29 protein-coding genes are annotated in these 24,331 nt (G+C 46.9%); 16 read left to right on the forward strand and 13 right to left on the reverse strand.

Going from position 1 to position 24,331, the window contains the following annotated elements; genetic code table 11:
- Positions 1-78: 78 nt before the first annotated feature.
- From AT705_RS06055 to AT705_RS06070, 4 genes are all read left to right on the forward strand, one after another.
- Positions 79-1,035, forward strand: coding sequence for a hypothetical protein (locus tag AT705_RS06055; RefSeq protein WP_058795901.1), 957 nt, complete (start codon positions 79-81; stop codon positions 1,033-1,035).
- A gap of 153 nt (positions 1,036-1,188) precedes the next feature.
- Positions 1,189-2,049: a glutathione-dependent disulfide-bond oxidoreductase gene (yghU, locus tag AT705_RS06060; protein ID WP_058795902.1), complete on the forward strand. Its 861-nt coding sequence runs from the start codon at positions 1,189-1,191 to the stop codon at positions 2,047-2,049.
- 214 nt (positions 2,050-2,263) lie between these two features.
- On the forward strand, positions 2,264-2,767 hold the full coding sequence (locus tag AT705_RS06065; protein WP_058795903.1) for a hypothetical protein: 504 nt from the start codon (positions 2,264-2,266) through the stop codon (positions 2,765-2,767).
- A 16-nt stretch (positions 2,768-2,783) separates the two neighbouring features.
- On the forward strand, positions 2,784-3,395 hold the full coding sequence (locus AT705_RS06070; protein ID WP_058795904.1) for a superoxide dismutase: 612 nt from the start codon (positions 2,784-2,786) through the stop codon (positions 3,393-3,395).
- Between the two features lie 228 nt (positions 3,396-3,623).
- Here AT705_RS06070 and aroC read toward each other — a convergent pair whose 3' ends face one another.
- Positions 3,624-4,724 (reverse strand): chorismate synthase, encoded by a 1,101-nt coding sequence (aroC, locus tag AT705_RS06075; RefSeq protein ID WP_058795905.1) that lies wholly within the window; start codon positions 4,722-4,724, stop codon positions 3,624-3,626.
- Positions 4,725-4,780: 56 nt separating this feature from the next.
- Entirely contained in the window at positions 4,781-5,716 is a 936-nt protein-coding gene (prmB, locus tag AT705_RS06080) for a 50S ribosomal protein L3 N(5)-glutamine methyltransferase (protein WP_010382353.1), read from the reverse strand.
- 85 nt (positions 5,717-5,801) lie between these two features.
- Here prmB and smrB point away from each other — a divergent pair, with 85 nt between their 5' ends.
- The 4 genes from smrB to AT705_RS25945 all read left to right on the forward strand — a co-directional run bounded on the left by smrB (position 5,802) and on the right by AT705_RS25945 (position 8,004).
- A complete protein-coding gene (gene smrB, locus AT705_RS06085) occupies positions 5,802-6,356 on the forward strand; it encodes an endonuclease SmrB (protein WP_010382355.1) in 555 nt (184 codons plus the stop codon).
- Positions 6,357-6,571: 215 nt separating this feature from the next.
- Positions 6,572-7,372, forward strand: coding sequence for a response regulator (locus AT705_RS06090; protein ID WP_058795906.1), 801 nt, complete (start codon positions 6,572-6,574; stop codon positions 7,370-7,372).
- A gap of 193 nt (positions 7,373-7,565) precedes the next feature.
- A complete protein-coding gene (locus tag AT705_RS06095) occupies positions 7,566-7,877 on the forward strand; it encodes a hypothetical protein (RefSeq protein ID WP_010382360.1) in 312 nt (103 codons plus the stop codon).
- A 1-nt stretch (position 7,878) separates the two neighbouring features.
- Complete coding sequence (locus tag AT705_RS25945) at positions 7,879-8,004, forward strand: hypothetical protein (protein ID WP_257721229.1); 126 nt, start codon at positions 7,879-7,881, stop codon at positions 8,002-8,004.
- Positions 8,005-8,071: 67 nt separating this feature from the next.
- Here AT705_RS25945 and AT705_RS06100 read toward each other — a convergent pair whose 3' ends face one another.
- The 3 genes from AT705_RS06100 to AT705_RS06110 all read right to left on the reverse strand — a co-directional run bounded on the left by AT705_RS06100 (position 8,072) and on the right by AT705_RS06110 (position 10,532).
- Complete coding sequence (locus AT705_RS06100; protein WP_010382361.1) at positions 8,072-8,677, reverse strand: peroxiredoxin C; 606 nt, start codon at positions 8,675-8,677, stop codon at positions 8,072-8,074.
- Positions 8,678-8,990: 313 nt separating this feature from the next.
- Positions 8,991-9,704 carry a fatty acid metabolism transcriptional regulator FadR gene (gene fadR / locus AT705_RS06105; protein ID WP_058795907.1) on the reverse strand — a complete coding sequence of 238 codons (714 nt, stop codon included), beginning with the start codon at positions 9,702-9,704 and terminating at the stop codon, positions 8,991-8,993.
- A 222-nt stretch (positions 9,705-9,926) separates the two neighbouring features.
- The gene (locus AT705_RS06110; protein WP_237113792.1) at positions 9,927-10,532 is read right to left on the reverse strand and encodes a class I SAM-dependent methyltransferase; all 606 of its coding nucleotides are present in this window, start codon (positions 10,530-10,532) and stop codon (positions 9,927-9,929) included.
- A gap of 107 nt (positions 10,533-10,639) precedes the next feature.
- Here AT705_RS06110 and AT705_RS06115 point away from each other — a divergent pair, with 107 nt between their 5' ends.
- Both AT705_RS06115 and AT705_RS06120 read left to right on the forward strand, forming a co-directional pair.
- A complete protein-coding gene (locus AT705_RS06115) occupies positions 10,640-11,044 on the forward strand; it encodes a helix-turn-helix domain-containing protein (RefSeq protein WP_010382369.1) in 405 nt (134 codons plus the stop codon).
- Between the two features lie 174 nt (positions 11,045-11,218).
- Positions 11,219-12,391 (forward strand): DUF418 domain-containing protein, encoded by a 1,173-nt coding sequence (locus AT705_RS06120; RefSeq protein WP_058795908.1) that lies wholly within the window; start codon positions 11,219-11,221, stop codon positions 12,389-12,391.
- On the opposite strand, the gene AT705_RS06125 is transcribed toward AT705_RS06120, so the two are convergent.
- Both AT705_RS06125 and AT705_RS06130 read right to left on the reverse strand, forming a co-directional pair.
- Positions 12,340-13,446 (reverse strand): helix-turn-helix domain-containing protein, encoded by a 1,107-nt coding sequence (locus AT705_RS06125; protein ID WP_058795909.1) that lies wholly within the window; start codon positions 13,444-13,446, stop codon positions 12,340-12,342. The two genes, AT705_RS06120 and AT705_RS06125, sit on opposite strands and share 52 nt — an antisense overlap.
- Positions 13,447-13,461: 15 nt before the next feature.
- A complete protein-coding gene (locus AT705_RS06130; protein WP_058795910.1) occupies positions 13,462-13,869 on the reverse strand; it encodes a nucleotide triphosphate diphosphatase NUDT15 in 408 nt (135 codons plus the stop codon).
- Between the two features lie 174 nt (positions 13,870-14,043).
- Here AT705_RS06130 and dsbB point away from each other — a divergent pair, with 174 nt between their 5' ends.
- Positions 14,044-14,556 carry a disulfide bond formation protein DsbB gene (gene dsbB / locus AT705_RS06135; RefSeq protein ID WP_058795911.1) on the forward strand — a complete coding sequence of 171 codons (513 nt, stop codon included), beginning with the start codon at positions 14,044-14,046 and terminating at the stop codon, positions 14,554-14,556.
- Positions 14,557-14,563: 7 nt separating this feature from the next.
- Positions 14,564-14,866 carry a hypothetical protein gene (locus AT705_RS06140; RefSeq protein WP_058795912.1) on the forward strand — a complete coding sequence of 101 codons (303 nt, stop codon included), beginning with the start codon at positions 14,564-14,566 and terminating at the stop codon, positions 14,864-14,866.
- A gap of 45 nt (positions 14,867-14,911) precedes the next feature.
- Here the strand turns inward: AT705_RS06140 and AT705_RS06145 are convergent, their stop codons facing one another.
- Positions 14,912-15,145, reverse strand: a complete 234-nt coding sequence (locus AT705_RS06145) for a hypothetical protein (protein WP_058795913.1) — start codon at positions 15,143-15,145, stop codon at positions 14,912-14,914.
- Between the two features lie 194 nt (positions 15,146-15,339).
- Here AT705_RS06145 and AT705_RS06155 point away from each other — a divergent pair, with 194 nt between their 5' ends.
- Together AT705_RS06155 and AT705_RS06160 are read left to right on the forward strand one after the other, a co-directional pair.
- Positions 15,340-17,691, forward strand: coding sequence for a TonB-dependent receptor (locus AT705_RS06155; RefSeq protein ID WP_082668928.1), 2,352 nt, complete (start codon positions 15,340-15,342; stop codon positions 17,689-17,691).
- An 11-nt stretch (positions 17,692-17,702) separates the two neighbouring features.
- Positions 17,703-18,602 (forward strand): hypothetical protein, encoded by a 900-nt coding sequence (locus AT705_RS06160; protein ID WP_157576684.1) that lies wholly within the window; start codon positions 17,703-17,705, stop codon positions 18,600-18,602.
- A gap of 55 nt (positions 18,603-18,657) precedes the next feature.
- On the opposite strand, the gene AT705_RS06165 is transcribed toward AT705_RS06160, so the two are convergent.
- On the reverse strand, positions 18,658-18,951 hold the full coding sequence (locus AT705_RS06165; protein WP_049865026.1) for a ComEA family DNA-binding protein: 294 nt from the start codon (positions 18,949-18,951) through the stop codon (positions 18,658-18,660).
- Between the two features lie 372 nt (positions 18,952-19,323).
- Here AT705_RS06165 and AT705_RS06170 point away from each other — a divergent pair, with 372 nt between their 5' ends.
- The gene (locus tag AT705_RS06170) at positions 19,324-19,635 is read left to right on the forward strand and encodes a YebG family protein (RefSeq protein WP_049865025.1); all 312 of its coding nucleotides are present in this window, start codon (positions 19,324-19,326) and stop codon (positions 19,633-19,635) included.
- Between the two features lie 150 nt (positions 19,636-19,785).
- Here AT705_RS06170 and AT705_RS06175 read toward each other — a convergent pair whose 3' ends face one another.
- The 4 genes from AT705_RS06175 to AT705_RS06190 all read right to left on the reverse strand — a co-directional run bounded on the left by AT705_RS06175 (position 19,786) and on the right by AT705_RS06190 (position 23,830).
- Positions 19,786-20,979 (reverse strand): amino acid aminotransferase, encoded by a 1,194-nt coding sequence (locus AT705_RS06175; protein ID WP_058795917.1) that lies wholly within the window; start codon positions 20,977-20,979, stop codon positions 19,786-19,788.
- Positions 20,980-21,084: 105 nt separating this feature from the next.
- A complete protein-coding gene (locus AT705_RS06180; protein ID WP_058795918.1) occupies positions 21,085-21,744 on the reverse strand; it encodes a GAF domain-containing protein in 660 nt (219 codons plus the stop codon).
- Positions 21,745-21,859: 115 nt separating this feature from the next.
- On the reverse strand, positions 21,860-23,506 hold the full coding sequence (locus AT705_RS06185) for a fused response regulator/phosphatase (RefSeq protein ID WP_058795919.1): 1,647 nt from the start codon (positions 23,504-23,506) through the stop codon (positions 21,860-21,862).
- Positions 23,507-23,524: 18 nt separating this feature from the next.
- Positions 23,525-23,830: an STAS domain-containing protein gene (locus AT705_RS06190; RefSeq protein ID WP_010382395.1), complete on the reverse strand. Its 306-nt coding sequence runs from the start codon at positions 23,828-23,830 to the stop codon at positions 23,525-23,527.
- Positions 23,831-23,975: 145 nt separating this feature from the next.
- Here AT705_RS06190 and AT705_RS06195 point away from each other — a divergent pair, with 145 nt between their 5' ends.
- Complete coding sequence (locus AT705_RS06195; protein WP_010382397.1) at positions 23,976-24,305, forward strand: translation initiation factor; 330 nt, start codon at positions 23,976-23,978, stop codon at positions 24,303-24,305.
- Positions 24,306-24,331 lie beyond the last annotated feature (26 nt).

Genomic DNA, 24,331 nt, shown 5'->3' on the forward strand with positions numbered 1-24,331 from the left:
ACTATAAAGTCGAAGTCAGTCTAATAGCATTTCCTAATTAGTTATTTAACAGCCGTAAACTTTTTACAAGGAATATCAATGAAAACTAAAATTTCAGCTTTGGTCTTATCTGGCGCACTGTTGTTATCGCTGGCTCCGCTTTCACAAGCTAAAGTGGTTGATGTCGCTGATTGCGACTTTTATGCAGACACTTGGTCATGGCTTGGCTCGGGCCTCTATGACTACGCTGAACGCGATACAGTCAGAGTTAAATACAAAAACGACTTAGAAATCTGTAAAGCAGTACCATTAGGAAATACACGCTCGGTACTCAACAAAGTTTATGAAAGAAAGGATGCTCTTATTAATGACGCAAAACAAGCGGCTTTTGATTCAATCAGAGCAGGAATCAAAAGTAGTTACAAAGTAGGTAAGCTAGACGCAGACATCACCGGAGATCTGCGTGTTAAAATATCTCCCTCAAGCAATGGCAGAGTAACTGCATATGCAGGGGGCTTCGGACTAAACAGCTCAGGGGAAGTCAGAGTGAAAGGCATCCCAGGCTGGATAGTCAAAGGTAAGCTCAGACTAACCATAGGCCGAATTGATGCAACCGCTGACTATAACCTAGCCACTGGCAGAGCAGATAACTTAAATGTCTCCCCTCAAAATATTCACATTGATGCCAAACTGAGCTTTCTTGGGCTTAGTATTCCGGTTCTTAGTAATTACGTAGAAAACAAGGTTGAGAGCAAACTGCGCGCCTCTATCGACAACCTGATTGAAACCAAAGCAGACACCTTTGATAAACAATTTTTCTCATTAGATGAGGCTATTCCCAATGGAGAATTTGTTTATCAAGGAAGAGATTTGGGTCAGGAAGCAAAAGATCAACTCTTCGACTTATTATCTGGCCAGTCTATTGAAGTTGTGATCGGCGGAGGGCCCCAGCAGCAACCGGGAATTCACAGAATTAAAGCTGTACAAGCGAAGTTTGCCGACCGATTGTCTTTCGAAATAGTACATGAAAGCGTTGATTTTCCGTTCCTGCGTTAACCCCGCTCTATCTAAAACTTTTTTGGCAGGTCTTTACGACTTGCCTCTCACATTCTCTGCGTGCAACCACCCCAAACACACACTGGCAATAACACTTGATTAACGTTAAGGTGGTATCCGTATATGTATTTAACCCTATTCAAAGGAGATGCTATGAGTAACAACACGTATACCCCACCCAAAGTGTGGACACACCAGCCCAACAGCGACAACAAATGGGCCAATATCAATAGCCCGGAATCCGGTGCCCGCCATGAACAAGCACTGCCCGTGGGCGCACACCCACTGCAACTCTATTCAATGGGCACACCCAATGGACAAAAGGTCACCATTATGCTGGAAGAGCTGCTGGCGCTTGGGATCAGTGAGGCAGAATATGATGCACACATGATCCACATTGGTGAGGGTATGCAGTTTTCTTCAGGCTTTGTAGGCGTCAACCCAAACTCGAAAATTCCTGCTTTGGTTGATAAAAGCTGCGAAAATGATATCAATGTATTTGAATCTGCTTCCATCCTCGTTTACCTGGCTGAGAAATTTGAACAGCTATTGCCCGCATCAGGCACAGACAGAATAAACACCTTTAACTGGCTGTTCTGGGCACAAGGCTCAGCGCCCTTTGTTGGTGGCGGGTTTGGCCACTTCTATGCCTATGCAGATGAAAAGCAAGAATATCCCATCAACCGCTTTGCCATGGAAGCAAAACGTCAGCTTGATGTACTGGATAAACACCTGGCAAATAATACCTATGTTGCCGGTGAGCAATACACCATTGCCGACATTGCCATCTGGCCCTGGTATGGCAGCCTTGCACTGGGCAGAATGTACGACGCCGGTGAGTTTTTACAAGTTCACCAATATGAGCATGTTGTACGCTGGGCAAAACAACTGGATGCACGTCCTGCCGTTCAACGAGGCAGAATCGTCAACCGTACCTTCGGTGAGCCATGGGAGCAATTGAGAGAGCGCCACAATGCTGCCGATATTGATGCTGTACTGGCATTAAAAGCTTAATGAGTAAGCGCGTGTCTTCCACGCGCTAATTTTCCGTTCTGTCACCGCCATAGCCCCTCATTTCTTACCTCGCACGCTTTCTGATACCCAATAATATGCAGTACACATTCATTTAATACCAAATATAAATGACAATCATTTCTATTTATGTTTTCATATTGAAACTGTAACAATTGAGTGGTTCAAATCCGGTAACCCTTGACGAGGAGTCCTTATGCTGCAAACTAATTCAACGTCGAATAGCGCGGCAGAGCCGTTAGAGCATGCGCTAGCCCCCTGGCAAAAAGCCATCACCGCTGGGAACGGTGCTTTTGAAAATCAATCATTCTATAGCGCAAGAGACCACTACCAGAGCGCACTGTATCTGGTGAGCAATTTAATTGCCCACTTTACTCATCAGTATGATCCGCAGCTCCAGGAAGATGCACTGATGCATTGTTGCCCGGCGCTAATTGTCGCCTCACATAACCTGGCTGATTGCTACCAGGCGCTGGGTTTACCGCACAAAGCGTGTGAGCAGCTCATTGACGTCCATCAAAGTATGATCCGGCTATGCGACCATGCCAACCCACAAGTTAGCTTGATTGCCATGCGCCATTGTATGCGAACACGAACTGAGTTAATGCACTTTATTACCGCCCATAAAGCCCATGAAAATCTAGTCAGTTGGGCCACTCAGGCACTCAATACTCCCCAATCAGCACACCATTATCATTAATTTAAAGGAGAGAAGTATGGCATTTACACTGCCCGCGTTACCTTATGCTTATGATGCGTTAGAGCCGCATATTGACAGCAAAACCATGGAGATCCATCACACCCTGCATCACCAGACTTATGTCAACAAAGCCAATGCTGCGCTTGAAGGCAGCGAGTTTGAAGGTCAATCCACCATAGAGTTGCTAAACAATATCCATGATCTCCCTGAGGCATTGCGTGGTGCTGTGCGCGATCACGTCGGTGGCCACAACAATCACTCTTTATTCTGGGAAGTCATGTCGCCACAAGGCGGGCAACTGCATCAGGGAGAACTTTCCGCAGCCATTGATAAGCACTTTGGCGATTACGACACATTTAAAACGCAATTTACCCAGGCTGCGGTAAGTCGTTTTGGAAGCGGCTGGGCCTGGCTGGTCGTGGATGATCAAAAGCGTCTGCAGGTCACCAGCTCACTCAATCAGGACAGTCCATTTATGGACGGCCTGACCCCTGTGTTAGGGCTCGATGTGTGGGAGCACGCATACTACCTCAAGTATCAAAACCGCAGACCTGAGTATATAGAGGCATTTTACAAAGTGGTTAACTGGCAAGAAGTAGAACGCCGTTTTCTTGAAGCGGTAAGCTAGAACCAATTTCACTTAATACCTGTTCAATTTGAAGGAGCAAATATGACGCTAACGACGTTAAAAGTTTCTCATTTAGAACCTTATACCTTAGACATAGGTTCACAATTTTTTGCCTAGTCTTCGAGCATGTTTTCTCGCCTCAAAATAGAACACTTAATTAAGCAAATCGGTATAACTCACAAAAAAGCCAGCGACACAGCGCTGGCTTTTTTTTTCTCCTAGCCGCCGTTAAGTGCGTTGCGCAGGAATAGGACCGTGGGATAACTCAACATGTGGATTCTGACCACGTTGTCTGAGCAAATGGTCCATCAAGGTGATTGCCATCATCGCTTCTGCAATCGGTATAGCCCGGATCCCGACACACGGATCATGACGCCCTTTGGTGATCATCTCTACCGACTCATTTTGCGTATTGATACTCTGACCCGGGATAGTAATACTGGAAGTCGGTTTAAGTGCGATGGAAGCAATGATATCCTGGCCTGTCGAAATACCTGCCAGTACGCCACCAGCATGATTACTGGTAAACCCGTCTGGTGTTAGCTCGTCGCGGTGCTCTGAACCTTTTTGCTCAACCACCTCAAAACCGTCACCAATCTCAACGCCTTTTACGGCATTGATACTCATCAGAGAGTGCGCCAGTTCAGCATCCAATCTGTCGAATACCGGCTCGCCTAAGCCAACCGGAACCCCTTTTGCCACCACTTTGACTTTGGCGCCAACCGAATCACCTTGCTTTTTCAGATCCCGCATATATTCGTCCAGTGCGTCCAGTTTGGCTACATCGGGAAAGAAAAAGGGGTTCTGCTCAACCTGTTGCCAGTCAAACTGCTCAGCTTTAATAGGCCCAAGTTGAGACAGACAGGCATGGATCTCAACACCATGCACCTGCTTAAGGTATTTTTTAGCAATGCCACCAGCCGCAACACGAATGGCCGTTTCTCTGGCTGACGAGCGTCCGCCACCGCGATAGTCGCGGTGTCCGTATTTGTGCCAATAACTGTAATCACCGTGACCTGGGCGGAAAACATCTTTGATTTTGCTGTAGTCTTTGGAACGCTGATCGGTATTCTCGATTAACAAACCAATACTGGTGCCAGTCGTTTTCCCCTCGAACACCCCAGAGAGGATTTTAATTTCATCCCCCTCGCGGCGCTGAGTCGTATAGCGGCTTTGTCCGGGTTTGCGCCTGTCCAGATCAACCTGAAGATCCGCTTCGTCCAATTCAAGCCCCGCCGGGACGCCATCTACCACACCGCCCAGTGCGAGACCATGGCTTTCACCAAAAGTCGTTACCTTAAATAGTTGGCCTATGCTGTTGCCTGCCATTGATTTTCCTCATTCCAAAAAAACACCATCGCGCTTCCCTGCCTGCAGGAAAACGCTTAGTCGTTAAAGTAATCCAGTAACTGTTTTTTACTGATCACAAACACGCCCAGTCCGCCGCGTTCAAATTCCAGCCAGGTAAATGGCGCGCCTGGATAAAGCGCTTCCATATGTACCATAGAATTACCCACCTCGACAAATAACAAGCCCTCATCTGTAAGGTGTCCGGCAGCCTCTTGCAATAAAGTCCGGGTAACATCCAGACCATCTTCACCTGAGGCCAGGCCGAGTTCTGGTTCATGGTGGAACTCCTCCGGGAGATCCGCCATATCTTCCGCATCAACATAAGGTGGGTTTGCGACGATCAAATCATATTGCTGCCCAGGTACACCGCTGAACACATCGGACTGAATCGCAAACACCTGCTCCTGTGCCTGATGGTCATGAATGTTCATTTCGGCCACCGCCAGGGCATCGAAAGAAATATCAACCGCATCCACCTGAGCCTGTTCAAAAGCTTTGGCCAGTGCGATTGCAATACACCCCGAGCCCGTACACATGTCTAATATACGCGTTACTTTTTCCGGTGACTTTAACCAGGGCGTGAACTGCGTTTCGATCAGCTCAGCAAAAGGCGAACGGGGCACTAACACACGCTCATCCACATAAAACGGCAGCCCCGCAAACCAGGCCTGATTAGTCAGGTAAGCAACCGGAATACGCTCATCGATGCGCAATCTAAGGTACTCTACCAGCCGGACTTTCTCGCTGTGTGTCAGACGCGCACTGATTAACTCTTTCGGCGCATCAACGGGCAAGTTAAGCAATGGCAGAACCAGGCTGACCGCCTCATCCCATGGGTTATCGGTGCCATGACCAAAAAATACACCATTGCCCGCAAACTGACTCGCAGTCCAGCGTAACCAATCCTGTATGGTGACTAAATCCTGATAGGCTTCTTCAGCCATCGCCTGAGAAATAACAGAGTCGCTCATGAGTTGCTCTCACTACTAAATGCATGGCGGCATTGTAACGGTTTTTACGCTAGGTTTTTACGCTTTTTTTCTTTAAAATGGCGCTATGAACACAGATAAACCAAACTCACAACTGCCAGCTGATGATTTCGCCTTGTTCCGCGAGGCAATATCGGGCACCAGTCAGTTCAAACAAGATACCGTGCAACAAGCCAGACGTCAGACGCGCTTTAAGGGTGAAGTGATCGCCGAACAAAAAAAGCAGCATCAGGCAGAGTTCTATTTTTCAGACGAATATGTTCCGGATATAGACACTCATGGCACCGTCAATTATGTTCGCCCGGGTGCGGACAAGTATCTCGCCAAGCAACTGCGCCGCGGTGATTACGCGCCTGAGCTGATCCTCGATATGCATGGTATGAACAAAGAAACGGCCAAAGATGAGCTGGCTGCGTTGATCCACGCCTGCAAAAAACAGCATGTCGCTTGTGCCTGCGTTGTACATGGCATTGGTGAGCGCGTGTTAAAGCACAAAGTGCCGCAATATTTAGTGCAACACCCAGATATATTAGCAATCCACCAGGCCCCATTAGAATATGGTGGCAAAGGAGCCGTCCTGATCCTGGTCGATTTGCCACAAAATATGGAATTTCGCCGCTAATGATAAGCCGGGCGTGTGCAGTCAAAGTCGCATCGCCCTGTCGCGCCATCCTGATTTACCCAATAGACAAACACCCGACTTTGCCTATCGCCTCTCCCATCCTATTTTCGTGTAAGACCTTTTAACACTCTGCTCACCAAGCTAGCGACACGGTTGCAAATACGTTATATTGCTAGGTAATCTGACTATTTATTTTCAACATTTTCTGTCATACCATGAATGAACTTTTAAGCTCAGATCTGAGCATCCTACTTCTGGAGCCGTCCCAGACACAAAGACGGATCATCAGCAACGAACTTCAGGAAGAAGGGATCCGCAATATCGAGAGCGTGGACACACTTGCTGCTGCCATCGAGAGCCTGAATAACAGCAAGCCTGATCTGGTGATCAGTGCACTGTATCTGCCTGACGGTGAAGCACTCACCTTATTGCAGCACATCCATACCGAGCTGGCTGATCACCAGCTGCCTTTTATGCTGGTATCCAGTGAGACACGCAGAGTACAGCTGGAAGCGTTCAAGCAATCTGGTGTGGTTGCCATTCTGCCGAAACCTTTCAACAAAACGCACCTGGGCAAAGCCATCAACGCGACACTGGATATACTCTCTCCGGAAGAGCTTGAGCTGGACTTGTATGATATCCAGGAGCTGCGGATCCTGGTCGTAGACGATTCACGCCTGGCACGCAATCACATCCGCCGGGTGCTGAACAACCTGGGCGCAACTCGGATCAGTGAAGCGGAGCATGGGGCTGAAGCGCTCACAATCTTAGAAGAGCACATGTTTGATTTGATCATTACCGACTTCAATATGCCTGAAGTAAACGGCCAGGAGCTGGCTGAAGCCATTCGAAACTCCAATGAGCATAATCACGTGCCAATCCTCATGGTGTCCTCTGAGGCCAATGAAACGCATCTGGCTAATATTGCGCAATCTGGCGTGAACGCTTTATGTGATAAGCCATTCGAACCTCAGGTAGTGAAACAATTGATCTATCAGCTACTTGAGCAAAGTTAACCATTTATTGGTTAAAACCACCATCCAGACTGGTCAAAAGACTCAACCTAGATTTTGACCAGCGATATCACAAACTTAAAAATCAATACAATTCATATACTTATAAATTTTCTTTAAACTGGCACAACCTTTGTAATAGTTAGAACGACTAACACAATAAAGTCATCGAAACTAACGCAAAAGGAACCAGACAATGAAAACTGCAACCCAACTTAGCATCCTTATCCTGACATTTGGTCTGAGCACCAGCGCTATCGCAGCGGGCAATACCAGCGTGACAGCCAGCGTCAATGCCACAACCGTTGCCAGCGTCAGCGCAATGTCAGCTATCAATAGCGGGACTACTTCTGCAACTCAGGAAATACTCACTGAAATGAAGTCTCACATCAGCCAGACCATCAAAGCAAATCTGGTAGAACTGAAAGAAAGCACCAAAGCTGCATTGATTAAGTCATTCACGCCAGAGCAAGAAGAAGCACAACAAACATCAGGCAAGGAACAGTAAGATGCTGAATGAAATGACACTTTTTAGCCTGCTGGTCACGCCAGTTATCAGTTTAATGCTGGCGTATGGTTCGGTAGAGTTAATCAAACGTCTCAATCATAAGTGGTCGATAGGGCGTGCATCATGACAAGGCAAAATCGGGGTATAAAAAAACCCGCACAAAGCGGGTTTTTCTCAGAACAACAAAGTCGAGCTTACAGGTCGCCTTCGTTTTCAGATAGGAACTTAGCAACACCTTCAGGGCTTGCATCCATACCTTTTTTGCCTTCAGTCCAGCCAGCTGGACATACTTCACCGTGCTCTTCGTGGAACGCCAGCGCGTCAACCATGCGCAGCATTTCGTCGATGTTACGGCCCAGAGGCAGATCGTTTACTACCTGGTGACGTACATTACCTTCTGAGTCGATCAGGAATGAACCACGGAAAGCAACGCCAGCTTCTGGGTGCTCAACGTCATATGCCTGACAGATTTCGTGCTTCACGTCAGCAACCAGGTCATACTTAACCGGACCAATACCGCCTTCGTTTACTGGGGTGTTACGCCATGCGTTGTGAGAGAACTGAGAATCGATAGATACACCGATCACTTCAACACCACGCTTTTGGAATTCTTCGTAACGCTTGTCAAATGCGATTAGCTCTGAAGGACAAACGAAAGTGAAGTCTAGTGGGTAAAAGAAAATAACCGCTTTTTTACCTTTAATACGCTCATGTAGATTGTAACCATCTACGATTTCACCGTTACCTAAAACTGCTGCTGCTGTAAAGTCAGGTGCCTTGCGGCCTACTAATACACCCATTGTTATCTCCAAATAGTTAGTTTGAGTTCCAAAGTTCCACACTCACACAGAGTGACACGGCCAATAAGGCAATGTGTTTCTGTATCACTGTGAATTGTCACTTATTATTGAGGCGTTTTATAAAAAAACAACCCTTATACCAATTGGTATTATTTGGCGCTCAGTTTATGCTGTTCCTTCTAAAGGATACAATCGAATTATCCGATAGCAGTCATCTAATAAATTGATGGCACAGTGATTAACCACCCTCACAACAATTTTCGGGTACAAAAAAAGCACCCTGAGGTGCTTTTTCATGCGGGTCGGTTAACCCTTAATCCATGATGTCGTCAGGCATATCACCACGTAGCTGCTGCCAAATCTCACCGGAGCGGTGACCGTATTTACGCATCAGTGCAATGGCACCGTCGTGCTCACCTTTTTCTGCCAGCGCTGTCAAATCAGCATAAAACTCGCGAGCAAGTTCGCGGGTACGCGGATCTGAGAAGTAATGACAGCCAATTTTTGAATAGAGCCCTTTGAATCCGTTAAGGATTAGCACATAAATTTTATTGTTGCCGGCACTGGCCAGCTGATGATGAACTCGGTAGTCGTACTCAGCAAACGCTTCTGCCGTATCTGCAACTTCCGCATGCTTAGACAAAATGTCGACCACAGATTGAGGATTGAACTTAATCGCTGCACGCGTATAGATAGCGCTAATATTGGTGCGAGCAGACAGCAGCTGATCAGTCAGTTCAGGGACTTTGTCCTCGTCCAGCCGTGCCAGCGTCTCGAGAATATTCAGACCTGACGTTTCCCAGAAATTGTTTACCCGCGTTGGCTTACCATGTTGAATAGTCAGCCAGCCATCACGCGCCAAGCGCTGTAATACTTCACGCAAGGTGGTGCGAGTAACACCAATAAGCTCCGACAGCTCACGCTCGGCTGGTAAAATGGAGCCGGGAGGAAATTCGCCATTCCAAATTGACTCGACAATATACTCCTCAGCAAAACCTGCTGGGCTCTTGGCTTTAAAGATTCTCATTTAACACCACTTTTGACAACATAAAGTACGTCGACAAGCCTGTGCTTCTGTACGTAGCACACCGACAGGCTTCTGCAACTCAATAATCCACTGATTGTACCAGATGATTTAGAACTAACAAGGCATATCTGTGCCACTGTGCGAGCTCAGATAACATCATGAAGGAAAAGCACGAATAAAGGAACACACCAGGCCAAGTCGCCATACTTTTTTACCGGAACATTAAGGTTTAACGCCGATCCCCTGAACCACAGCAGCCAGCCCTGTATGGTATTGACCCTCTACAACCGGGCGTTCCAATTGTTCAAGGTGTGTCCAGTCCAGCCCCGGTAATTCTTCAGCCAACTGGGTTGCACTCAACATGGTTTCCACATCACTTCCACCTCCCGTCCCTAACAGGATCTGTTCAGGTGAATAGGCCTCTGTTAAAAACACCCCATTGGGTTTAAGCGCCTTTACCACTCGCTGGTGTAATTGCGCACGCACAGGCTTTGCAAACGGTGCAAATATCGACACAATACTATCCCATTGCTCTATGCCCAGTTCAAACTCAGCCAAATCAGCTTGAATAAACCTGACCCGCACATTCATCGCCTCGGCCAACAGCCGTGCTTTCTCTATCCCTTTAATGGAGGCATCGACAGCCGTTACCTCAAAACCCTGCTTAGCCAGATACACCGCGTTACGTCCTTCTCCTTCCGCCAGACTCAATACACGTTTGCCTTTAAGCTGCTTTACTTTTGCCTTTAAAAAATCATTCGGCTCTGTGCCATAAGCATAATCGGATGCAGCAAAACGAACATCCCACATAGGATCAAAATTCATCATAGTCTCCTCTCGTCAAGTGATATAAACCATGCTACAACTTAAAGTCGACTTTAGGTCAAGCACTGATAGGCACACTTTGCCTGCGATTTCATATCAAAGAGGAACACATGGATATTGCTGATGTCGCCAAAGCCTCCGGGCTGAAACCTTCCACACTCAGGTATTACGAACAAAAAGGCCTGATCCACAGCGCTGGTCGACACGGGCTACGTCGCTATTACGACGCCACCGTGCTGGAGAAGCTCGCACTCATAAACCTGGGCCGTTTTGTCGGTTTATCTCTGGATGAAATCGGCCAGATGCTGCTGCCCAAGGGGGTAGACATAGACCGCGCCCTGCTGCGCCAAAAAACCGCGGAACTGGATAAGCAAATAGCCTCTATGCAAGCCATTCGAGACGGCCTCCATCATGCGGCACATTGCCCGGCGCCTAATCATCTGGCCTGTCCGACTTTTCAGCGACTCATGAAACTGGCCGGAAAGCGCCTAAAGCCACAAAAAAGTAAACTTTAACCACTTTTTTAAATACTGTGTCCAATCAGGTTTTATAAATAACAATATCAGACAGTTAAATGTTTCACTCGCATATTTTCAGTGTGCATTGATGTCAATTCCGGCCAGATTTAGCAAGCCGACGATCTGAACATGTTAGCGTTCGGCATGATTTAAATTTAGCTGAGCATTACAATGAACCAACCCAGACAAACTTTACTCGACGTTATCAGAGGCACCGCCGTCCTCGGTATTCTGTTAATGAATATTCGTCTTTTCTCTGAGCCCTATGCCGCCTATTTCTCTCCCCTGGCACACACAGACCAATCTATCAGTGGGCATCTGTGGTGGCAGATACAGTATCTTTTCGCTGATCAAAAATTTATGGCTATCTTTTCCATGCTGTTTGGGGCCAGTACAGCCCTTATTTGCGATAAACAACTGACTATGGGCAAGTCGCCCTATGGCTATTACCTGAGACGGTTAGCCATTCTGCTGCTCATTGGTCTGATCCATGCCTACCTGATCTGGCATGGTGACATTCTGGTCTATTATGCTCTGTGTGGTCTGCTTCCCTTATTATTTATCCGTGTGCCTGCTTTGTTCACGCTGCTCTTTGGATTGCTGATACTGGCTGCTGGCAGCACCAACAGCCTGATGACTTTCAATGCACTCAAACACCTGCCAGACCCGGTTTTGTCCGAAGTCGTTGCACAACACTTTGCCCATTCCGTACTCGTCAATCAGGCCGAACTGGACGCTTTCACTTCCGGTTGGTTAGAGCAAGTCAGCATGCGTACGCACCTGGCCGCCGAGTTTCATCTCTCAACTTTTCCTGCGTGGGGAGTCTTTCGGGTATCGGGTTTGATGCTAATTGGCCTTGCGCTCTATCGATTCAGGTTTATATCGGGTCACTTGTCTTGTCGCAGCTATCGCAATGTGGCGCTGCTTGCGACCCCTGCTGGCATGATTTTATCTTTCACCGGGCTGTGGCTTAACCAGCACCAACACTGGCAATTCCCGGAGTACTTTTTCAAAAATACACTCTGGAACTACTGGGGTTCTGTACTTACTGCATGCGGCTATATGGCTCTACTGGCCTATATCAGTAAGCGAGCATGGCTGAAGCACTGCCGGGATTATTTGGGTCTGGTTGGCCGCATGGCACTGAGCAATTATTTACTACAAAGCCTGCTCTGTACGTTCTGGTTTTATCGACTCGGTTTCTATGCCAATACCCAGGTATCGGGTGCTATCATCACTATCATGGTCGTCTGGGCTATCCAGTTATATGGCTCAAAACGATGGCTAGAACGCTATTCTTCTGGACCCGTTGAATTACTCTGGCGTAACCTGTCAGGTCGTTGAGACTGAGTACGCCACTGTGCAGGAGTAAGCTGACGGTGCTTTTTGAATGCTGCATAAAATGAAGCGCGGGTACCAAACCCCGCGCGAAAAGCAATCTCTTCCACCGAATAATCTGTGGTTGTGAGCAGTTCAGCCGCCTGTCGGACACGGAAGCCATTGACATAGTCATGGTAGCCAGTACCAACATGTTCATTTAATAGCTGCGATAAATTATGTGGATTAAGCCCGACTCGCTCTGCCAATGTGCCTAAGGTAAGTTCACTGTCCAGAAACAGTTGCTCATCATTCATCAGGGTATCCAGTTTGCGCCCATAATAGGCTGACAGCGCAGGCGTCAAACCCGACTTTTGGTACTTTTTGCGCACTGCCAGACATTGCTGCTCGGTATAGATCACCTCAGGTGAACGGATCACCTGCCAGGCTATCAGCAGTAAAAACAACTGCAACGCTATATTGATGAACATTCTGCTATGCGCCACTGATAACGCTCCGGCTGAATGTGAAATATGATAAATAATTTCAAACACCAAGATCAGCATATTGAGATAACACAACGAGTGAAGCCAGCGCAGTTTGACTGGCTCAGAGGCGCCTGATGTCTCGCTGAGCAAATGAGATGTTTGTTTTAACCTGAGACAGGCGGCAATGACATAGACTAGCTCAGCTGGTGCCAGTAACATAAGGGCTGTTTTATGCGCCATTAACGGCACTGTGAGCACTGACGTCTTGACCAGCACAATGTGCAACAAAAACAAGCCTGTTGGCAAGAATAGTAAACACCGCTGTCGCTGACTGACAGTCTGATGAAGGGTCTGAGATCCCACGTATAAATAAAAAAACGGACCCAGCATCAGTGCCATTGGCACGATAAAAAGGTGTAAGGTGTCACTGGTATCGCTGGCAATATCCAGCAGCTGAACCAGCCCAATTAACGCAAAATAGCTCAGCAGATAACGGCTTTTTTTACGTAGTTTGTGATCCAAAGACAGCAATAAAAACGCAAATAACAAGCAGGTTGTCGCGCTACTTGCCAAAATGAGATCTTGAAATGACACCTACACCTCAGCGTGTTAACTCAGCCCAGTGGGGTTTTGAGCCAATAAATTTTGCAAAGATAAAAACAAAGGTTGTGGCAAAGCATCGGATGAGAACCAGCGCCACTGCAGACATTTATCAGGCTCCAGCAACTGGGCTTCACCCTCTAAGCACTCTCCCAGCACAAATAAGGTGATGTAGTGCTTACCTTCGGATTCAAAAACATCATTGGTATAATCCAATTGTGTGATCCGGGTCAGTTCAAGGCCGGTCTCTTCCAGGACTTCACGTCGCGCACACTGCTCTATCGTCTCTCCAACTTCAAGGTGACCGCCTGGCGTCGCCCAGGTATGGGCACCATGCGCACCAATGCGTTCACCCAGTAAGATTTGTCCTCGGCGTTTAATCACCACGGCCACACCAACTCGTACAACAGACTGCATTGCTCATTTTTCCTTTACTATTTAATGGCACAGAAGATACCACATTTAGCCTTTGAAACACCTCTGTCCCTGAAACTATTATTACATTCAGCAGTCAAACTGCACGACTAGTCTGAAACCAGTTGCCCGGATGCAGTGACAAAGCCATAATAATGGGCAAAAAAAGGAACACTTATGTTAAACAAACTTGCTGAATTTTCTCGCACCCGACTTGCCTGGGGCCTATTGTTTTTTTCTGCTTTTGTACTAGAAGCAATCGCCCTGTATTTCCAGTATGGTATGGGTCTTGAGCCCTGCATCATGTGTATTTATCAGCGCACAGCCACATTGGGTATTGTCGCTGCAGGCTTGATAGGACTGGCTTCACCAGCGAACCTGCCTGTAAGACTTATTGCCATGAGCTGTTGGGGCGTATCGGCCATTTGGGGCTGGTTACTGGCAAAAGAGCACATTAGTATGCAAACCACCACAGATCCTTTTGCTTTTACCTGTGACTTTGTGCCTAATTTTCCAAGCTTTATGCCGCTGCATGAATGGCTCCCGGCCTTCTTCGCGGCAACTGGCGATTGTGGTAATATAGATTGGTTTTTCGCAGGCCTGTCGATGCCTGGCTGGATGGAAGTCATATTCGCACTTTACAGCCTCTGTTTTATCGCCTTCGCCGCTGTATTTATTGCTAAAAGATGAGAAGTAAATGATTTTCAGACTCAGTAAACTTGCCGAATTAGATGACTTTGCACTGCGCGATAAACAACGTATCAAAGCACTGGCTCTGGCCCAGCTGTCGGCATCGCACAAGATTTTGCTTAATATAGCCAAACTTTTGCTACTGACGCCACTGTTTATGGCGCTGGCGTTTATAGAGGGCTGGCTTTTGCTACCTGTGCTACTTGTGTGTGGATTGGCATACCCTTTGCTAACCGTACCACTAGAAATACAGTTCGCCCGGCCTCATATGCACCACGCGATCTCAGAATTTCGTAAAAAACACTCCTAAAGAAGTGGTGCACCGCACCACTTAACTACTCGTCAGTTTTCAGCGCTAAGCACGGCAATCAGGTCCTTTGCTCAACTCTTCACACCAGACCGTCCAGGGCTTAGTCGTGTATCCACCTCCCACCTGAGGTGTATTAGCCTGGTCCAATTGTTTATGTTGTTCATTCAGACGCTTAGCTTGCTGGTTTTTGACTGTAGTTTCATAGTTTAGCTTCCTTCTGAGTTGTTGTTTCGTGACCATCAAAGCACAAAAAACATACAGATGTGCAAAATAATGCATTCGACACACCCCATCACATTATTGAGATTTGCTGAGCACCCTGCTGGTGTTCTTCTGCGTAGTTGGGTTTGTGCAGCAGTCCTGCGAGGCGCAATTTAGCTGCTATACTCAATGGCAACGATCCGATAAATGGGGTCATTGGAGCCGCATTATTCTCCAGGGAGTAGGAATAATTGTCATCAATAAGGTACTGAATGAACAATAGACTCCCCTGCATCACGCGCTTATGCGCAGGTTGCGTGCTATTTAGCTCAATTTCCTGGGCCGACACACAGCCCGACAATGACAATGATGTATTTGCTTTGTCGATTGATGAGCTGATGGAAGTCACCGTTGAAGCACGTAAAATCAAAGAGGATGCATTGGCTATCCCCGTCTCTATTTCTGTTATGCGTGAACAATTTCTGCGCGAACGCAACGTCAATACCTTGCTGGAAGCCGCGTACTTTATTCCCAATATAGATATCACCACAGTTGGCGAAAATTCTGGCTGTACACACTGCGCCAACATCACCATTCGCGGCATTGGTCAGGTGGACCCGCTGCCCACAGTCGACCCCAGTGTGGGGCTCTACCTTGATGGGGTCTACTATGCCCGTTCCCCTGGAGGAATTTTTGACCTGTATGATGTGCGTCAGATAGAAGTGCTGAGAGGCCCACAGGGCGCTATTTTCGGTAAAAACACCATCGGCGGCGCTGTCACAATCTACACGCACGACCCCGTCGCAGATACATTTGCAGATGGCGAAATCACGCTGGGCGCTTTTGAACGCCGAGATGTTCGTATGCGCACTAACCTTGGGCTTAGCGACTCACTCAGTAGCCGCCTGACATTCACTCACCTCAACCGGGATGGTTTTGTCAGGCGTGATAATGGTGAGTTTGAGGGCGGGCAAGATGAATGGGCGATCACCGCCAAATTTCGTTATCAGATGACATCAAATTTAACGGCACAGTTGTCTCTGGATCAACGCAGGATCAATTCAGGATCCGCGCCTTCTATCCTTGCGGCTAAGAACGATCAGGCCGACTTGCTGGTGCTGTACAACAACTTAGTCACACAAAGTGGCGTTGCTGACCCTTATCCGCCATTGCAGATCTTCGGCTCATCACACCAGAGTGCTTCGCTCGGCACGAACTTTAACACACTGGATCAATCCGGGGCTTTACTCTCTGTCGCATGGCAAACCCCACAACAGTGGCAAGTAAAGTCATTGACGGCTTATCGGGAGTTTTACGCAACCTATGGCCGTGATTTTGATAATAACCCCGCGATCATTGGTGATACGCAGGATTTTCAGCGGCAGTTTCAGTTCAGTCAGGAGCTTAATATCAGCGGCAGTGCGCTGGACGAGCAACTCAGTTGGTTAGTCGGCTTATTCCACTTTGATGAACACATCAATCACCTCACCGATCTGGTCTTTATTGGTGGGCTATATCAGGCATTGGAAAATGTACCAGGCCCGTTAGATGGCTCACCACTGAATAACCCCACCAGCATAGGTGGCCCTGGTAACCCGCTCAATATTGGTCTGGATATAGACAGTGGTTTTGATAATGAAGTGGATATTAAAAGTACCGCAATATATACCCATGCCAAATACGCACTAACACGTCACTGGGCTTTTCACCTTGGTGGACGGCTCACATTTGAAGATAAGATGCAACAGGTTCAGAGTGACACTGACAATGCCGGGGTCATTTTAATTGACAGGACGCTGCAAACTCAGGGGCAAAAAAACGGCGGTCCCATTGAACGAAGCTGGCGAGTGTTTTCTCCGCAAGGCGGGTTGGAGTATCACTTCAGCGACAAACACTTCGTCTATCTGAGCGCATCACGGGGCTTTAAATCAGGTGGTTTCAACGGCATTCCGAATTCACCTACCTCAGCCCTGCCATTTGACCCCGAATACCTGACAGCTTATGAGCTGGGCTATAAAACTAAATTGCTGTCAGATACCCTTCAGCTCAGCGTTGCGGCTTTTGATATGCAACACAAAGCCATGCAGCTGCGGGGCGGTCAATCGACAGAAGCCGGCCTTGAGATCTTTATCGACAATGTCGGGGAAACCAGTATTCGGGGTATTGAAGCCAGTTTTGAGGCCATACCTGCACACGACTGGCACCTTTCCGGTAACCTGTCGTATACAGATGCACAGTTTGATTCAGTCGGTACAGCCACGCAGGTAACAACAGACAGTACAGTAATGCGTTCCCCGCGCTGGACCGCAGCATTTGGATTACGTTACCACTGGCCGATTGCACAGCGGCCCCCGCTAAAAGTGTCACTCAACTGGGGCTTTCGCAGCAAAACGTATAACGATGTTTATAATACAGAACTTGGGGCGCAAGGCAGTTTTGCTCTGTTAAATGCACGTATCATTCACGCCATCACAGCCCAAATGGAAGTTGCACTCTTTGTTCGCAACCTCACAGATAAACGAGTGTTAATTGGCGGCAATGACTTTACCGAAGTATTTGGGGTTGCGGAGCATTACCTGGCCCCACCCAGAGAGTGGGGTGTCTCCCTGTCTTACCAATTTTAAAGATGTACGCTATGATGACAATCACGCAGTCTGTTTTACTCATAAGCATTGTGGTTTTACATACTTGGATTGCATTTTCAGCAAGTGCTCAGGTCCAGCTACTTAGCGATGACCCACTAGACATCGAGATGGTGTTTTCACAACAGCCTCTGGATATTTCAACAGACTCAAATAACCTGGTGCTGAATTACATCTTAAAAACAGCCCCTTCTTTTTCCCCCCCGCCTTTGCTGCTTGCTCCGGGCACACGCATCGATCAGCTGCTCCAAAGCAACCTGCCCTTTTGCGCCCTAAACCGGATAAAAACACGCCAGCGAGCAAAGCAGTATTTATTCAGCTTGCCTGTGCACCTTTACCCCAGCCACAGGCTGTACTTTTTGCCATTGAACATTAAACTTGCCCCTTTTCTTAATGAACAGGGACAATTGACCGATCTCATTGCCCTACTCCAGGCACACCCCAGAACCACCTTACTCACGGAGGCACAACGCTCATACGGCGATTACCTGGACGCACAACTGGCCAGGGTTGATAAAATTCAGTTAATCAGACGCCCTGGTGGTGACAGCTATAAAGCAACCATCACCATGTTCGAGCGAGGCCGGGTGAGCTTTATTTTGACTTACCCGACAACGATTCAACGCTATGCAAGCAAGCTGACACTTTCGCAGGTACATAGCATCGAAATAGCAAACAATCCGCCTTTTATTCTTGGCCACATTGCCTGCTCTGATACCCCCGAAACCCGGCAATTTCTTAAAGTTGTCAACGCCGCACTGCTGCACTTGTACCAAACAGCGCGCTTTTATGAGCTGCATCTGCGCTACCTCCCTGAGTCAGAGCGAGATTATTTCAAATTACAACTCGAACAACAAATCACCAAGGCGCAATTAAATAATCAGGAAAGATAAGAAAAAGAGCAGCCTAAGCTGCTCCTGGAGATGACCAGACTCAACTGGAACAACGCTAAAATGTTACTTTGCCTTTAAGTTTGGCAAGGATGTTCACACCTATTCCGTTTACCCTCAGTAAAGCATCCATATCCTGAAAGTCTCCCGCTTCTTCGCGAGAGCGAACAATCGCTTGCGCTTTTTTCATGCCAATACCAGGTAAACGGGTTAACTCTTCTGCGCTGGCATGGTTTACATTCACCACAGCATCAGCAACTTGCTGGGTTGTAGCAGGCGCTTGCTCTGGTTGAGCCATAATTGGCAGCGCGGCGGACAGCGCCAATGTCGCTAAAAGTGTTTTGATATTCATCGTGAGATCCCTCAATTAAAGTGTCCATGTTTTAAAGTATGCATTGCAATGTGCATGCACAGTTAAAATAAAGTAAACACGGAGAAATATGTCAAAATTATGTCTATATTTCCTGTTGCTAATTTTTCATCTCACTCTGTTATGCTAATTTTTATAAACTATGCTATTGGCAACCTGACACTATCTACGGAGAGCATACAGACTATCAATATCAATTTGTTTTTATTGATAAAGTTAACATTGGATAGGTGCTCAATGTGTTTATTAATTGCACCAGGATCCTCTGTATCGGTACATTACAGCACTTTATCAGTTGTAATTCTTGACAAGACAAGTTACTGTACAAAAAAACAGTGTTCGTGGAGAGTGATCATGGCGGTTATCGTTAAGTATGTGGTAGAAAGAAATGGAGTAGAGCGTATGACATTTACCAGCAAAAAAGAGGCTGATGCTTATGATAAAATGCTGGATGTTGCAGAAGCGCTTGAAGGCATGTTAGAAAAAGTGGATGTTCCACTCAGTGAGCAACAAGTTGAGTCGCTCGCACTGGAAATTGCCAAACAAAAAGACGATTTTATGGCCATCCTGAAAGGCGGAAAAGTGTCAACAAAGAAAGACACTGAGGAAAAACCCGCTAACAAGAAAGGGGATGACGATAAAGTAACGGCCATTAAACAGGCCTAATGTCTCTGACCATACCTACAAAAAAGCCAGCTCTTTCGAAAGAGCTGGCTTTTTTAGTATAAGCGAGCTTATACCAACCTGCATTAATACATAACCAACTGGAGAGGTTTACTCACCTCTAGATTGGCTACTTAATTATGCGAACTGGTATTATTTCAGAACAGTCGCAACTGCATCGGCAAAGTAGTCGATGTTGTCTTTGCTCACACCTGCCACGTTTACACGGCTGGAACCCACAATATAGATTGAGTATTCCTCACGTAATCTGTCGATTTGGGCCTTATTTATACCCAGGAATGAGAACATCCCATTCTGACTTTCAATGAAAGAGAAGTCCTGTCCCGCACCTCTGGCGTTCAGATTGTCTTTAAGTAAGCTACGCAGGCCATTAATGCGGTCACGCATTTCAGCCAGCTCTTGGTGCCACTCCTGAGTCAGCTCCTCGCTACCCAGAATCGTGTTCACAATGTCCGCACCGTGTGCAGGTGGCATTGAGTAGATGCCACGTACAACGCTGAGTAACACTGAGTTAGCAACATCAGCCACTGCAGCATCCTTAGCAATGAATGTGCACGCGCCGATGCGTTCACGGTAAAGTCCAAAGTTTTTAGAGCATGAAGAACAGATCAGCATTTCGTCGACTGTTGAAGCCAGCAAGCGCATGCCTTGAGCGTCTTCTTCCAGGCCGCTGCCAAAACCCTGATAAGCGATGTCAACAAGTGGTGTAAAGCCCACATCTTTCGCTAACTCAGCAACGATTTGCCATTGCTCTGCGTTTAAATCCATACCGCTTGGATTATGACAACATGCGTGAAGTAGCACGATGTCGCCTTTTGGTACTTGCTTCAGCGTTTCGATCATTTCATCGAACAGCAGGCCTTTATTCTCATAATCATAATACGGGTATTCTTTGACTTTCAGACCAGCTGCTTCAAATAAGCTGATGTGGTTCGCCCAAGTTGGTGTAGTAACCCATACAGTAGCATCTGTGTTACAAAGCTTAATAAATTCCGCTGCAACACGTAAAGCACCTGTACCACCTGGCGCCTGAGCTGTTCTGGTGCGGTTAGCCAGTAAGGCCGGGTGTTCATTGCCCAGCAGCAGCTTTTCCATCTTGTCGCAGTAATCCAGGTTACCCGCTAAACCGATGTAAGATTTAGTTGTTTCATTTTCCAGACGAAACGCTTCAGCCTTTTTTACCGCCTTCAGAACCGGGGTATGACCCTGCTCGTCTTTATACACCCCAACCCCTAGGTCAATCTTATTTGGGTTAGTATCTTTTTTATAGGCGGCCATTAGGCCCAGGATTGGATCCATCGGAAGTGGTTTTAGTTCTGAAAACATGGTTCTCTCTTTTCCTAATTAACGTAAACGAGGTTTTCTAACTCGTTTGTCATGGGGTTAACTCTGAGCTCATATTAACATAAGTTGCCGCGAAGACGAGCCCGCTTAACTTGGAAGATACTCAATCGCACGAATACAAGCGGCAACTAAAACTGCCAGCTTGTATTCATCAAAGCACTCCTGCTCAAAAGCTTCTGCATCAATAATCCCCAGGCATTCACCCTGTTGATTTAACAATGGCAAACACACCTCAGCTTGTACTTTAGGATCACAGGTATAATATTCGCCCCCCTGAGCCACATAATCAGGGATGTTATTGATCACACGTGCCTGCTCAGACAAATACGTTTGAATATTGTTTGATGTAGCGGCAAACGCCTCGGTAATCGGAAATAGAGGACGACTAGGCGCACCATAATAAGCCAGCTTCAGCAACTGCTGTATACCTTCGGCCGGACGCGCCTGGTAAATACCAAACCAGTCAATCTTCGTGGCAGTTTTGACATATTCAGCAATTGTTTGTAAACGCGACAACTGCTGCTCACTCTCACTGTTACAAGTAACAAAGTCCGTCAGTAAGAAAGGCGCTTCCTGTAGATTGCCGAACAGACTGCAACTGCCCCCCTCACCCAGCTCTGGAATTTGGTATGACCATGTGGCACTGAGGCTATGGGTATCAAGATACGCATCCAACTCAGCGAGCTGACCCGCCACTACGGCTTCGCTAATAGATAAATTACAATGAGAAAGATAGGTAGAAATCATTTGGCCATCCAAACATCTAAATATCCATCAAATTTAACATGGACGAATTAGGTATGCCAGCGTGATATTATAATTTTTTATTTTCAGCAAGAGTGGCAACAGAAACAAAGTCGTGTTATCGAAGCGAATATACCAGCTCAACCTCGTTACCCACCTGATTGTACGTCACGCTTTTTGCAATTTCAGAGAGTAACTCAACGCCCCTGCCATGTTCCTGCTGTGATTGATGTAGTGCGGTTGAACTGTGATCAAAGCCATTTCCCGAATCACAGATATTAAAAACAAGACAGAACTCATCCGGGCAAAAACGCACATTGATGATGATCAGCGCATCCTTGAGGCTTTCCAACGCACGTGCCCTTTGCTGATAATATTCAATAAAACCATCGTCCTGACTTTTTAAATCCGACTGCAACCCCAACACACCATGGTCCAGCGAATTATTGTATGCCTCAGAAAGTAATAAGAAAACATTTGACCTGTGCGCGTGTAAACCTTCGACCTGCGACAAGATATCAACCAGCTCCAGCACCGGATCGGTATATCGCATCTGTTGCGCATTCAGTGAAATGCTAATGTTAAATGGCAAAGTTGAATACTCGGGAGGCAAGGTTTCAGTGGAAGTATCAGGCAGACAGTTGATAATTGCGATGCTCAAATCATCCTGCTGCTCTTTGTGTCCGCTGTATTCGCGCACTTGCTGGATAATATCCTTCGTCGAGACATCTACTGTGCAACTCAATACATCGATCAGGCGCTGCTCACCAAACAATTCACCGTCAGGGGCTTCACTTTCAATAATACCATCCGTTGCCATCACAATACGGGTGCCCACATCCACTTCAAAGTGCAGCGTGTTGCGCTCGAATTCATCCTCATCGAGGATCCCAAGGGACATGTGCTGAGACTCAATGGTTTTAAGTATTTGCCCCTGCCCATCTATCAAATAGATATCGGGGAATCCACCTAACCAGGCAGACAGGTTTCTCCCGGAACTGCTAATCTCTATAATGGCTGCAGCGCAAAACATATGTCCGGGCAGCAGTGTATTCAGTGAGCTATTGAGCTCTGCTGCAATGTCATTCACCGCCATCCCTTTTTGCACCATAGTGTAAAAAATTTTAGATGCAGGCAACGCCCCCACTGCGGCAGCCAAACCGTGCCCGGTAAAATCACCTAACAAGCAGTAAAAGCCACCAATCGGGCTTTTTGCCATCAGGAACATATCTCCGTTAAACATTGAGGCAGGTGACAGGTGATAGTCACATAAATCCGCAAAATCTTGCTGCCCAGATAAAGCATTACGGAAAATATGCTCGACAATTTCGTGTTCTCGTTCGATTTGGTTATAGTGGTACTCTAGCTGCTTTTTTTGCTCGTTGGCTTCTTTGCTGAGCTTTCTCGTTCTGGCATGTGCGCGGATTTTTGCTGACAGCACAATCCTGTCGAAAGGTTTATGTATGAAGTCATCTCCTCCAACGTGGAGGCACTTCTCAAAGCTGGCGTGATCTTCCAGCGCGGTGATGAAAATCACAGGCAAGTATACGTCACCCGCATGTTCCTTAATCCTGGGCGCAGTTTCGAAGCCGTCCATTACTGGCATCATTACGTCCAACAAAACGATATCCACATCATGCTCATAGAGCAAGTCCAACGCTTCCTGACCATTATTTGCCACCAGCACATCGTAATGTTGGTGCTCAAGCATGGTTTGCAGCAATCGACAATTGAGTGGCTGGTCATCCACAACCAAAATTAACATACACGAATCCCTCGTGAATCAGTCAATATCGAATTTTTTATCGAAGCGTGAAATTTGTAAGATCTTCTTCAGCTGAGGTCTGCAATTACTGATCTGTATACTAGATACCGAATCACCCAGGGTCTTCTTCATGTTGAGCAACATACCTAATGCGGAGCTATCCATGTAGTCAGTGTCGCGAAGATCAACAACCACTTTCTCCGTTTGGTTACCTACGTCGGCATAGGCCTGACGAAAAGACTGGACCAAGTTGAAATCAAATTTCCCTTTGATCTGAATCGTTAGAGTTTTTCCGTCCGCTGAAGCATTTTTGCTCAGGCTCATCGCAAGCTCCTACTTTGGTTAAATTTTAGTATCCATGATGTTGTTTTAAATATAAACCGATAAGTGAAATTAGCCAAAAAATTATCTCGCTTCAAACCGCTTTTTGTTACCATAAGGGTATTAAGATTTATACAGGAGAGGCAAAATGTCAGAAAGTCGTTTGGTGTACTCCACCGAGTCTGGCCGGATCAAACATACCGAAAGCCAGCCAGAACCAGAAGTGAAATTATTTAAAGATGGCGCTGTACGAATAGAGCGACAGACAAAAGGCCGCAAAGGAAAAGGCGTCATGCTGGTCGTGGGTATCGACCCGACAGAACATGATCTGAAGAAACTGGCAAAAACCCTGAAAAGTAAAATGGGCCAGGGCGGCGCACTCAAAGACAACATCATTGAGATCCAGGGCGATGATCGCAACAAGCTGAAAGCCTTGCTGGAAGCACAGGGCTTTAAGGTTAAAATAGCTGGCGGCTAGCCTGTATATCGTGCGAAGTCTGACAC

Origin of the sequence: Pseudoalteromonas rubra (assembly GCF_001482385.1) — a bacterium.
Taxonomy (GTDB): Bacteria; Pseudomonadota; Gammaproteobacteria; order Enterobacterales; family Alteromonadaceae; genus Pseudoalteromonas; species Pseudoalteromonas ardens.